10 protein-coding genes are annotated in these 12380 nt (G+C 64.2%); 5 read left to right on the plus strand and 5 right to left on the minus strand.

What is annotated here, in order from left to right; translation table 11 throughout:
• Window positions 1-121 (minus strand): hypothetical protein (locus tag GPL20_RS40065; RefSeq protein WP_157330117.1); only part of this gene is annotated, 121 nt, incomplete at its 3' end.
• A 194-nt stretch (window positions 122-315) separates the two neighbouring features.
• On the opposite strand from GPL20_RS40065, the gene GPL20_RS38060 reads away from it, so the two are divergent.
• The 3 genes from GPL20_RS38060 to GPL20_RS38070 all read left to right on the plus strand — a co-directional run bounded on the left by GPL20_RS38060 (window position 316) and on the right by GPL20_RS38070 (window position 5698).
• On the plus strand, window positions 316-1386 hold the full coding sequence (locus GPL20_RS38060; RefSeq protein WP_157337806.1) for an acyltransferase family protein: 1071 nt from the start codon (window positions 316-318) through the stop codon (window positions 1384-1386).
• Between the two features lie 191 nt (window positions 1387-1577).
• On the plus strand, window positions 1578-4670 hold the full coding sequence (gene polA / locus GPL20_RS38065) for a DNA polymerase I (RefSeq protein ID WP_157337808.1): 3093 nt from the start codon (window positions 1578-1580) through the stop codon (window positions 4668-4670).
• A gap of 392 nt (window positions 4671-5062) precedes the next feature.
• On the plus strand, window positions 5063-5698 hold the full coding sequence (locus GPL20_RS38070) for a LysE family translocator (protein WP_157337810.1): 636 nt from the start codon (window positions 5063-5065) through the stop codon (window positions 5696-5698).
• A gap of 184 nt (window positions 5699-5882) precedes the next feature.
• Here the strand turns inward: GPL20_RS38070 and GPL20_RS38075 are convergent, their stop codons facing one another.
• The gene (locus GPL20_RS38075; protein WP_157337812.1) at window positions 5883-6509 is read right to left on the minus strand and encodes a glutathione S-transferase family protein; all 627 of its coding nucleotides are present in this window, start codon (window positions 6507-6509) and stop codon (window positions 5883-5885) included.
• A gap of 174 nt (window positions 6510-6683) precedes the next feature.
• On the opposite strand from GPL20_RS38075, the gene pyrE reads away from it, so the two are divergent.
• Together pyrE and GPL20_RS38085 are read left to right on the plus strand one after the other, a co-directional pair.
• Entirely contained in the window at window positions 6684-7247 is a 564-nt protein-coding gene (gene pyrE / locus GPL20_RS38080) for an orotate phosphoribosyltransferase (RefSeq protein ID WP_254125746.1), read from the plus strand.
• Window positions 7248-7496: 249 nt separating this feature from the next.
• A complete protein-coding gene (locus tag GPL20_RS38085) occupies window positions 7497-8276 on the plus strand; it encodes a DUF2865 domain-containing protein (protein ID WP_167533390.1) in 780 nt (259 codons plus the stop codon).
• 119 nt (window positions 8277-8395) lie between these two features.
• On the opposite strand, the gene GPL20_RS38090 is transcribed toward GPL20_RS38085, so the two are convergent.
• The 3 genes from GPL20_RS38090 to GPL20_RS38100 form a co-directional block, all read right to left on the minus strand.
• The gene (locus GPL20_RS38090) at window positions 8396-8827 is read right to left on the minus strand and encodes a hypothetical protein (protein ID WP_157337816.1); all 432 of its coding nucleotides are present in this window, start codon (window positions 8825-8827) and stop codon (window positions 8396-8398) included.
• 118 nt (window positions 8828-8945) lie between these two features.
• On the minus strand, window positions 8946-9644 hold the full coding sequence (gene pdeM / locus GPL20_RS38095; protein WP_157337818.1) for a ligase-associated DNA damage response endonuclease PdeM: 699 nt from the start codon (window positions 9642-9644) through the stop codon (window positions 8946-8948).
• Window positions 9645-9763: 119 nt separating this feature from the next.
• Entirely contained in the window at window positions 9764-12340 is a 2577-nt protein-coding gene (locus GPL20_RS38100; RefSeq protein WP_254125744.1) for a ligase-associated DNA damage response DEXH box helicase, read from the minus strand.
• Window positions 12341-12380 lie beyond the last annotated feature (40 nt).

Raw genomic sequence — 12380 nt, forward strand, 5'->3', positions numbered from 1 at the left:
GATGAAGCGCCGCGATCTTCTTCTCGTCCTTGTCGACGCAGATGACGTCGTGGCCAAAATCCGCAAAGCAGGCTCCGGACACCAGTCCGACATAACCCGTGCCGATCATCGCGATTCGCATGAAAAACCCTGTTTTGGCTTGGTTAACAAAACCCCAATCCGGGGCAGTTTTAGCACTTTCCCGAGGTGTGGGAACAGTCCGCACGCAAAAACCGGCACGCGAATTGAACCGGTAAAGAAGTCGGAAACCGCAAGGCTTCAAACTGCCCCACACCCATACAAGGCCAGGCGGAACACGCCTCGAAGAGGGACATCATGGCACCATCAGGCACAATCGCCGCGAGCGGAGGGCTTCCCAAGGCCCCTTCCGCCGCGCGTGTCGACTGGGTCGACTATGCCAAGGGCATCTGCATCGTCATGGTCGTGATGATGCATTCGGTGCTGGGGGTCGAACTCGCCGCCGGCGAGACTGGTTTCATGCATGTCGCCGTGGCCTTCGCAAAGCCGTTCCGGATGCCGGATTTCTTCCTGATTTCGGGCCTGTTCCTGTCGCTGGTGATCGATCGGGACTGGCGAACCTATCTCGACCGCAAGGTGGTGCATTTCGCCTATTTCTATGTCGTCTGGGTGACAATCCAGTTCGGCTTCAAGGCTCCCGCTTTCGCAGCCCAGACGGGCTGGCGTGAGGTCGGCCTGCTGTATCTGGAATCCTTCATCGAGCCGTTCGGCACGCTCTGGTTCATCTATCTGCTGCCGGTCTTCTTCGTCGTCACAAAACTGACACGGCGAATCCCGCCGCTGGCGATCTGGCTTGTAGCCGCGGCGCTGGAGACGGCGCGCATCACGACCGGGTGGACCGCGATCGACGAGTTCTGCGCGCGCTTCGTCTATTTCTATTCGGGCTATCTGTTCGCGCCTTACGTGTTCGCGCTGTCGGATCGCGCGCGCAATCATCCCGCATGGGCGCTCGCCGCGCTCGCGACCTGGGCGCTGGTCAATGCCGGCCTCGTCGCATTCGGCGCCAGCGAATGGAAGATCGTGTCGCTCGTGCTCGGCTTTGCCGGCGCATGTGCCATCATCACGACGGGCACACTGCTCGCGCGCGCCCAATGGCTAAACTTCTTCCGCTTTTGCGGCGAACATTCGATCGTGATCTATCTCGCCTTCTTCCTGCCGATGGCGGCGACGCGAACACTGCTGCTGCGCACGGGCATCATTGCCGACATCGGCACGGTGTCGATGATCGTCACCATCGTCGGCGTGATCGGATCGCTCGCGATCTGGCAGATGGCGTTGCGGCTGAATGCCGGCTTCCTGTTCGAACGGCCCGATGCATTCTGGATCGCACCGAAGAAGACGGGGCCGGTGTTGCAGGCGGCGGAGTGACAGGCGCGCTGTCGTCGCCCGGCTTGACCGGGCGACCCAGTATTCCAGAGACAGTTGTTATCGATCGATAGGCCGCGGCGTACTGGATTCCCCGCCTTCGCGGGGAATGACAGTGGGGATAGTGGCGCCAGCTGCGCAAAAATCACCCTCTCAAGGCTGTCAAAACCCGTAAAAATTCATACATTGCGGCCATGCCCAAAACAGCGTCGAAGACATCCCCCAAGACCAACGCCAAAGCTGACACCAAGGCTGCGCCCAAGGCGGCCGCCGAGACCAGGCCCGCTGCTGCCAAAGCTGCTGCCAAACCGGTCGCGGCGAAGGCGGCCGGCAGGGGTGACCACGTCTTCCTGGTCGACGGTTCCTCCTACATCTTCCGCGCCTATCACGCGCTGCCGCCGCTGAACCGGAAATCCGACGGACTTCAGGTCAATGCCGTGCTCGGCTTCTGCAACATGCTATGGAAGCTGCTGCGCGACATGCCCGAGGACAACAGGCCGACGCATCTGGCGATCATCTTCGACAAGTCCGAGATCACCTTCCGCAACAAGATCTATCCCGACTACAAGGCACACCGGCCACCGGCGCCGGACGACCTGATCCCGCAATTTTCGCTGATCCGCGAAGCCGTCCGCGCCTTCGACCTGCCCTGCCTGGAACAGGTCGGCTTCGAGGCCGACGATCTGATCGCGACCTATGTGCGGCAGGCGTGCGAGCGCGGCGCGAGCGCAACCATCGTGTCCTCCGACAAGGACCTGATGCAGCTCGTCACCGATTGCGTCACCATGTACGACACCATGAAGGACCGCCGCATCGGCATCCCCGAGGTGATCGAGAAGTTCGGCGTGCCGCCGGAGAAGGTTGTCGAGGTGCAGGCGCTGGCCGGCGATTCCACCGACAATGTGCCTGGCGTACCCGGCATCGGCATCAAGACCGCCGCGCAGCTGATCGTCGAATATGGCGACCTCGAGCAATTGTTGTTCCGCGCCAGCGAGATCAAGCAGCCTAAGCGGCGCGAGGCGCTGATCGAGAACGCGGAGAAGGCGCGCATCTCGCGGCAACTCGTGCTGCTCGACGACAAGGTCGAGCTGGAGGTGCCGCTGGACGACCTCGCGGTCCACGAGCCCGACGCACGCAAGCTGATCGCCTTCCTGAAGGCGATGGAGTTCACCACGCTGACGCGCCGCGTCGCTGATTATTCGCAGATTGATCCGGCCAACGTCGATGCCGATCCCGGCTATGCCAGCGGCGCCAGCGTGTTCTCGCCGCTGCCCCCCTCGGATGTCGTGCCTACGCCAGGAGCCGGCACGCCGGCGCAAGCTCGGCCGGGCGAGCACAACAAGTCGGCAAACAAGGAGGACAAGGCAGCGAGCCCGAAGGGCGCACCGATCTCGCTCGCCGCCGCGCGCGAGGAAGCTTTACGCAAACTCCCGGTCGATCGCGGCAAGTATCAGACGATCAAGTCGCTGACCGAGCTCAATGCCTTTGTCGGGCGCATCCACGATGTCGGCCATGTCGCCATCGAGACGAGAGCGAACTCCATCGATCCGATGCAGGCCGATCTCTGTGGCATCGCGCTTGCGCTGGCGCCGAACGAGGCCTGCTATGTGCCGCTGGCGCACAAGCAATCCGGCGGCGGCGCCGGCCTGTTCGATGCGGGCCTTGCGCCAGATCAGGTCAAGCATGCCGACGCGATCGAAGCGCTCCGGCCGGTGCTGGAATCGGCCGGAATTCTCAAGATCGGTTTCGACGTCAAATTTACCGCCGTGATGCTGGCGCAGCATGGCATCACTCTGCGCAACACCGACGATGCGCAATTGATCTCCTATGTGCTCGACGCCGGTCGCGGCTCGCATGCGCTGGAATCGCTGTCCGAGCGCTGGTTCGGCCACGCCATGCTGAAAGAGAGCGAGCTGCTTGGAAGCGGCAAGGGCAAGATCACCTTCGACCAGGTGCCGATCGACAAGGCCGCGCCGCTGTCGGCGGAAGGCGCCGATATGGTCTTGCGCGTCTGGCGCGTGTTGAAGCCGCGCCTTGTCGCTGAGCACATGACCACGGTCTACGAGACGCTGGAGCGACCGCTGGTGTCGGTGCTCGCGCGGATGGAGCGGCGCGGCATCTCGATCGACCGCCAGGTGCTGTCGCGTCTGTCAGGCGAATTCGCCCAGACGGCCGCGCGGGTCGAGGCCGAGATCCAGGAGATCGCGGGCGAGCCCGTCAATGTCGGCAGCCCCAAGCAGATCGGCGACATCCTGTTCGGCAAGATGGGACTGCCCGGCGGCACCAAGACCAAGACCGGCGCGTGGTCGACCACCGCGCAGGTGCTGGATGATCTCGCCGAGCAGGGCTACGACTTCCCGAAGAAGATCCTGGAGTGGCGCCAGGTCTCGAAGCTGAAATCGACCTATACCGATGCGCTGCCGACCTACGTCAATCCTCAGACCCATCGCGTACACACGACCTACGCGCTGGCTGCGACAACGACAGGCCGGCTGTCCTCGAACGAGCCGAACTTGCAGAACATTCCGGTGCGCACCGAGGACGGCAGAAAGATCCGCCGGGCCTTCATTGCCACGCCTGGGCACAAGCTGGTCTCCGCCGACTATTCGCAGATCGAGCTGAGATTGCTCGCCGAGATCGCCGACATCCCCGTGCTGAAGCAGGCGTTCCGCGACGGTCTCGACATTCACGCCATGACCGCGTCCGAAATGTTCGGCGTGCCGATCGAGGGCATGCCGAGCGAAGTCCGCCGCCGTGCCAAAGCGATCAATTTCGGCATCATCTACGGCATCTCGGCGTTCGGTCTCGCCAACCAGCTCGGCATCGCGCGCGAGGAGGCCTCGGCCTACATCAAGAAATATTTCGAGCGCTTCCCCGGCATCCGCGCCTACATGGACGAGACGCGCGACTTCTGCCGGCAACACGGCTATGTCACCACGCTGTTCGGCCGCAAATGCCATTATCCCGACATCAAGGCCTCCAATGCCTCGGTGCGTGCGTTCAACGAACGCGCCGCGATCAATGCGCGGCTCCAGGGCACCGCCGCCGATATCATCCGCCGCGCCATGACGCGAGTGGAAGACGCGCTGGCCGAAAAGAAGCTCTCGGCGCAGATGCTGCTCCAGGTGCATGACGAATTGATCTTCGAGATGCCGGACGCCGAAGTCGAGGCGACGCTGCCGGTGGTGCAGCACGTGATGCAGGACGCGCCGTTCCCGGCCGTACTGCTGTCAGTGCCGCTGCATGTGGACGCGCGCGCAGCGAACAATTGGGACGAGGCGCACTAAGTCTGCCTTCACCTCGCCCCGCTTCTGTCCGCCGAAGCCTTTGCAGATGCGGGACGAGGCTGACTTTCCGCGCGTCCATTCGATCGTTTTAAATTGCAGACCCCTCCGCCTCGTCATTGCGAGCGAAGCGAAGCAATCCAAAAATCTTTCCGAGGAGGCAGTCTGGATTGCTTCGCTTCGCTCGCAATGACGGAGAATGGGGTTTCGCTGAGGCCTCAACTATCACCGTGCTTGTGGGAAGACCCTCACCCCAACCCTCTCCTCGTACGAACGGGGCGAGGGAGAAGATCGAGCCCGGGACACGAGAACTCAATTGTCCTCCGAGCAATTGCGCGATGGTCCGGCGCAGCCTCGCATATTAGAACCATTGCATCTCCCGCGCCGGTTCACCCATGCCCCACACCTCCGCACTGCTCGGCTTCGCCCTCGTCTGCCTTGGCCTCGTGCTCACGCCCGGGCCGAACATGATCTACCTGATCTCGCGCTCGATCACGCAGGGGCCTGCGGCCGGCATCGTCTCGCTCGGCGGGGTGGCGCTGGGCTTCGTGTTCTACATGCTGTGCGCGGCGTTCGGCATCACGGCGCTGCTGCTCGCCATTCCCTTTGCCTATGACGCGCTGCGCTTTGCCGGCGCGGGCTATCTGCTCTGGCTCGCCTGGCAGGCGGTGAAGCCGGGCGGGCGCTCGCCGTTCCAGGTGAGAAAGCTCGCGATCGACAGCCCGCGCAAATTGTTCGCGATGGGCTTCGTCACCAATCTGCTCAATCCGAAGATCGCGATGCTGTATCTGGCGCTGCTGCCGCAGTTCATCGATCCCGCCGCCGGCAGCGTGCTGACGCAGTCGGTGGCGTTAGGGGCGATCCAAATCGCGATCAGCGTCAGCGTGAATGCGATGATCGCGCTCGCCGCGGGATCGATCGCGCTGTTCCTGGCGAGCCGGCCGAGCTGGATGCTGGTGCAGCGCTGGCTGATGGGCACGGTGCTGGCGGGCCTTGCGGTGCGGATGGCGGTCGAGGCGAAGAAGGTGTGAGCGCCTTTCCTTAACCTTTCCCCGCCTGCGGGGAGAGGTCGAATTCGATCGCAGATCGAATTCGGGTGAGGGGGTACTGGTCTCTCTCATCTCGCGTGTGGAGAGAGGCCCCTCACCCCAACCCTCTCAGCGCGAGCGAGGCTCGTCGCGGCCCCGTAAGAACGGGGCGAGGGAGAAGAAAAGATCAATCCAGCTTCGCCTCCATGCCCCGCTTCACGGCCGGGCGGGCCATCAACGCGTCGTACCAACGCTTGACGTTGGGGAAATCGGCCAGCTCAACCTTGTGGCGAGGGTGGCGCCAGGCCCAGCCGAGGATGGCAAAATCTGCAACCGAGAGATCGCCGGCGACGAAGTCGCGGCCCTCCAACCTGCGGTCCAACACGCCGTAGAGCCGGCGCGTCTCCGCCATGTAACGTTTCAAGCCATAGGCACGGTCCTGCTCGTTCTCGAGCGCGATGAAATGATGCACCTGGCCGGGCATCGGGCCGAAGCCTCCCATCTGCCACATCAGCCATTCGTAGACGGGGATGCGCCCGGCAAGCGATTTCGGCAGGAATTTGCCGGTCTTTTCGCCCAGATAAAGCAGGATCGCGCCGGATTCGAAGATGCTGACGGGCTTGCCGTCGGGACCCTCGGGGTCGAGGATCGCGGGGATCTTGTTGTTGGGGGAGAGCTTCAGGAACCCCGGCGCCATCTGCTCACCCTTGGTGATGTTCACCGGGACCACCTTGTAGGGCAGGCCCATCTCCTCCAGCGCGACGGAGATTTTGCGGCCATTCGGCGTGTTCCAGGTGTGCAGCTCGATCGTCATTTTGGGCGCTTCCTTCCCCGAGATATCTGGCATCCACCTACCCCAGAAGGTTGCAGCCCCACAACCGGCGGACCGGGATGGCCGATGCCTGTTGACGGGGGATGCCCCCTCTGGAATGTCGCGGCCGTCGCGGATAAATTCCGCCTCCTCCAAATACGCTTCCGAGGGACCGCCGTGTCGAAATCAGCCTCCCGCGCCCGCCTGTTCGAAATCATCCGCCGGCGCTCATTCGGCCGCGGCGAGGTGACGCTCGCGTCTGGCCGCAAGAGTGATTTCTACTTCAACCTCAAGCCGACCATGCTCGACCCGGAGGGCGCGACCCTGCTCGCCGAGCTGACCTATGAGGCGCTGAAGGACGACCAGCTCGATTTCATCGGCGGACTCGAGATGGGCGCGGTACCGCTGGCCGGCGCGCTGGCGCAGATCTCCTGGATCAAGGGCCATCCGATCGCAGCGTTCTTCGTGCGCAAGAAGCCGAAGGAGCACGGCGCCAAGCTCGCGATCGAAGGGCTGCCCAAGGGCGAGACGCTTGCCGGCAAACGCGTCGTAATCGTCGAGGACGTCACCACCACCGGCGGCTCGGCGATGAAGGCGGTGGAATCCGTGCGCGAAGTTGGCGCCGAAGTGGTGCTGGTGCTGACCATGGTGGATCGCGAGGAAGGCGCCACCGATACGTTCGGCGCGGCCGGCCTGCCGTTCCGCTCGCTGTACAGGGCGTCGGAATTTCTGAAGGCGTGAGGCGACGAGACCTCATCCGCCGTCATGCCCGGGCTTGACCCGGAAGCAACACTGTCCGTGAAAGCGTGACCGGCCTTAATGAGGTCACCTCCTCGTCTTGAAACCGCCCCCGCGCAACTGCTCATTTACCATCCCGCATTATGGTGAACCATGTGCTGAGACCTCGAAAGGTGTCGGCCGGTTCAGTAGCGTCGGGTGGAGTGAGCATTGCGTACACAGTTGTCCCATACGCGGCGGCAGCGTCGCGCGATGCTTGTAGCCGCCCTCCTGGCGGCTCCAATGCTGGCGGCACCGGCCCCCGTTTCGGCCGAGGGCCTTTTCGACTTCTTCTTCGGTGGAGCACAGCAGCAGCGTCCCCAGCGCGAGGTGCCGCAGGCGAACTCCTACGTCGATCCTTTCAGCAGCCAGCAGAATCCCGCGGCATCGCAATACGTCCCGCCGACGCGGTCGGCCGCGGCCGGCGGCTCCGGCCCGGCCTTCTGCGTCCGCACCTGTGACGGCAAATATTTTCCGCTGATGCGCGGCATGGTCTCGCCGGCGCAGATGTGTCAGGCCTTCTGTCCCGCTACCGCCACGAAGATCTATTTCGGCTCGAGCATCGACGGCGCCTATGCGCAGACTGGCGAGCGTTACGCCGACAGCGAGAACGCGTTCGCATATCGCAAGGCGCTGCGCGCCGACTGCACCTGCAACGGTCGCGAGCCGGTCGGTCTCGCCCCGGTCGATCTGGCATTGGACTCGTCGCTGAAAGCCGGCGATGTGATCGCGACCACCGACGGCCTCGTCGCCTATACCGGGATTCGCGTCGGCAATGACCAGGCTGCGGACTTCACACCCGTTGCCTCCTATCCCGGCCTCACCGCGCAGGTCCGCGCGCGCCTCGGCGAGATGAAGGTCGCGCCGGTGCGGGCAGAGACGGTGGCGGCGGATGCGCCGGCACCCGCCGAGATCGTGCGCGAGGCACTGCCCGATGTGACGGTGCCGAAGACGCAGACGCAGAAGCCGGCGAAGCGGGCGGGATTGGACTAAGGCCGAACTCCAACCAAGCCGTCATTGCGAGAGCAGCGAAGCAATCCAGTCTGTCACTGCGGAAACAGACTGGATTGCTTCGTCGCAAGAGGCTCCTCGCAATGACGGAGGATGTCGCGTCACCTCCCGATAATCACCCCGATCACATTCGGCGCCGCCAGATATTTCTCCTCGATCGCTGCTCGCGCGGCGGCGCGGTTTTCGGCCGTCAGCAGGCCGCGCTTCTCGGCCAGGATCATCCAGCAAAATCCCCACCAATCGGTCAGCATGCCCTGATCGTCGACGAGATCGTAGCCTTGCTCGGCCGCGAAGATGCGCGCATGCGCTTCGTCCAGCGTGTCGAGGAATAAATGGTCCTCGGTCGAGAACAGATCGTCGCTGATGTCGTCGATGGTGTAGCCCCAGATCGACTGGCAGACCGCATTGAACTCGCGGTCGAACTGGTCGTCATCGACCGCGTAGCGGCGGGCCGCCTGATGCAGCCGCGACAGCGAGCGCGCGAAATCGGCGATCCGGGTGAGGGCAAACTGATCGAAGGCAACGGTGGACATGTAGTCCTCGCAAAGTCTGACAGACGCTAGATATTGTGTCGGCAATGCGCCGAATCACAATGATATATCAAAGACTTGCTAAAGTGTTCTTAATTTGTTCCGAGGCCGTATCAAGGCCTCAATAACAGCGCGAGGCCGCAATGGCGTGAACGCGGCGGTCGCCGAGCAGATGGGCGACAAAGCCGTTCATCGGGAAGATCTTTGCGAAGGCGGCGTCACGGATGCTGAGGCCGCCGGCATAGGCGCCGAAGGCCGGCATCACGGCGCGCATCCCGTCACTGGCGAAGCAGCGACGCTCCATCGAACGGCCCCGCGCGGAGACGCGTGCCTTGGGGTGCAGATGGCCGGCGATCTCGCCTTGTGCACCGGTCGGCTCGTGACGGAAGGTGATCGGCCCGATCGCGACTTCGTCGGCGATGGTGCCGCCGAGGTCGCACGGCAGCATCGGATCGTGATTGCCCGAGATCCAGATCCAGTCGCGGCCGGTCTGAAGTGCAGCGACAGTGTCGCGATCCTCCGCCGAGAGGCGCTCATGCGCCGTGCGATCGTGAAAACTGTCACCGAGTGCGATGACGACTCGCGGATTATGGCGGGAGACGACAGCCGTGAGGCGACTGAGCGTTGCGAGCGTGTCGAAGGGTGGCAGCAGCACGCCTCGCGTGGCGAAACTGGAGCCTTTTTCCAGATGCAAGTCGGAGACGACGAGAAGGCGCTGCTCTTCCCAGAACAACGCGCCGGACAGGTCGGCGTGAAACGGCACACCGCCAACATCCAGCGTGCGCGTTAAGGTAATTGACAGAGCCACATTCTCCGTCATGGCCGGGCTTGTCCCGGCCATCCACGCTCTTGCCACCGAGACAAAGACGTGGATGCCCGGGTCAAGCCCGGGCATGACGAAGTGGATGGAGTTGCGCTCGGAAAATACATTCCTGCCGTCTACGACATCGCCTCTTTGACCAGCTCATCGGCGGCCTCCGCCAGGAGCTCGTCTCCAGCTTCGCCATAGACTGACTCGCGGCCGATTTCCAGCATCACGGGGACGGCGAGCGGAGAGACGTGGTCGAGTTCCCGATGGGTGATGCGATCCTGGATGCGAGAGAGCATGCCCCCCAGGCGGCGCAGATCGAGCAGGCCGGTGGCGGCATCGGCGCGCGCGGCGCGCAGCAGCACGTGATCGGCCTGGTGCTTCCGCAGGACATCATAAACGAGGTCGGTCGAGAACAGAACCTGGCGGCGGCTCTTGTCCTCGCTGGTGAAGCGGCGTTCGATCAGGCCGGAGATCAGCGCGCAATTGCGGAAGGTCCGCTTCATCAGCGCGGATTCCGCGAGCCAGGCTTCGAGATCGTCACCGAGCATGTCCGGGTTGAACAACGCATCGAGATTGAGCTCGCCATTGCGGATCATGAAGGAGGCATCGCCCAGGCCCCAGATCGCCACCGCATATTCATTGGCGACGAAGCCGAGCGGCCGGGCGCGGGCGCGCTCCAGCCGACGCGTCAGGAGCATGCCCAGCGTCTGGTGAGCGAGCCGCCCCTCGAAGGGATAGCAGATGAGGTAGTGCTTGTTGCCGCGTGGAAAGGTCTCGACCAGCAGTTCGCGCACGCCGGGCACGCGCGAGACGTCCCTTTGCAGCGACAGCCAGTCGCGCACCTGCTCCGGCAGGCCGTTCCATGCACTGCGATCATCGAGCAGCCAGCGCACGCGCTCGGCAAGATAGGTCGAGAGCGGAAACTTGCCGCCCATGTAGGACGGCACTTTCGGATCCTTGTCGTTGGCGCGGGAAACGTAGACCTCGTCCTCGGCCAGCGCCTCGTAGCGCACGACCTCGCCGCCGAACACAAAAGTGTCGCCGGCGGTCAGGCCCTCGATGAAATATTCCTCGATCTCACCCAGCACGCGGCCGCCGCGCGCGATGGCGCCGGTCGAGCCGCTACCGGTGGAGCGGCCGCGCACCAGCCGCACCTTCAGCATCGGCTCCTCGACGATCGTGCCGACGTTGAGGCGATAACTCTGCCGCACCTTCGGATTGGCGACGCGCCAGCGTCCCTCCTTGTCCTGCCTGATGCGGGCGAAACGCTCATAGGTTTTCAGCGCGTAGCCGCCGGTGGCGACGAAGTCGACGACGTCGTCAAAGTCCTGCCGGGCAAGGCCCGCATAGGGCGCGGCTGAGCGCACCTCGTCATAGAGATCATCGCTGACGAACGGCTCGCCGCAGGCGCAGCCGAGCACATGCTGGGCCAGCACATCGAGCGCGCCGGTGCGCAAAGGTGGCGTGTCCTGCGCATTCTCGGCGATGGCATCGATGGCGACGCTGCACTCCAGCACCTCGAAGCGGTTTGCCGGTACCAGCACCGCGCGCGAGGCTTCATCAAGGCGATGATTGGCGCGGCCGATGCGCTGCATCAGGCGTGACGATCCCTTGGGCGCGCCGATATTGACGACGAGGTCGACGTCGCCCCAGTCGACGCCGAGGTCGAGCGAGGAGGTGCAGACCACGCCGCGCAGGCGTCCCGCCGCCATGGCGTCTTCGACCTTACGGCGCTGGGCGACGTCGAGCGAGCCGTGATGCAGCGCAATCGCAAGGCCGTCATCGTTCATGCGCCAGAGATCCTGGAACAGCATCTCGGCCTGGCTGCGGGTGTTGACGAAGACCAGCGTGGTCTTGTTCTGCTTGATCAGCTCGTAGACTTCAGGGAGCGCATGGCGCGCGCCGTGGCCCGCCCAGGGCAGTCGTTCGCGGGTGTCGAGCATCTCGACCAGCGGCGGCGCCGCGCCGCCGGCGACGACGATATCGGCGGCAGCTTCCTCGCCGCCGGGCTGCGGCACCAGAAATCGCGCGAGCTGATCCGGCTCGGCCACGGTTGCCGACAGGCCGATCGCGCGCATCTGCGGCGCGAGTCGCCACAGCCGCGCAAGGCCAAGCGACAACAGATCGCCGCGCTTCGACGTCACCAGTGCGTGCAGCTCATCGAGCACGATGCGCGTCAAGGAGGAGAACAGGAACGGCGCGTCGTCGGAGGAGAGCAGTAGCGCGAGCTGCTCGGGCGTGGTCAGCAGGACGTCCGGGGGATAGCGTCGCTGCCGCTGGCGGCGCGATACCGGCGTGTCGCCGGTGCGGGTCTCGACCTTGATCGGCAGGCCCATCTCGGCGATCGGCCGCTCCAAGTTGCGCGCAATGTCGACGGCGAGCGCCTTCAGCGGCGAGATGTAAAGCGTGTGGAGGCCGCCGGAGCGCTGCACGCCGCGGCCGGTCGAGATGAGGCTTTTCTTTACGCCGGCGCCCCGTTCGACCGTCTGCGTCGACAGTTCCACCAGCGTCGGCAGAAATCCCGCCAGCGTCTTGCCGGCGCCGGTGGGTGCGATCAGGAGAGCGGAACGATCCTCACGCGCCTTCTCCACGAGCGCCAATTGATGCGCGCGCGGCGACCACCCGCGGGCCGCGAACCATTGCTGGAAGCGGTCGGGCAACAGCGCGGCGGGCTTAGCCGGGGATTTGAGGATGCGGGGTGGCACGGCATGACAGGTAAGCCGTGGGGCCGGGTTCGTCGAGGGG

It is taken from the genome of Bradyrhizobium cajani (genome assembly GCF_009759665.1).
Taxonomy (GTDB): domain Bacteria; phylum Pseudomonadota; class Alphaproteobacteria; order Rhizobiales; family Xanthobacteraceae; genus Bradyrhizobium; species Bradyrhizobium cajani.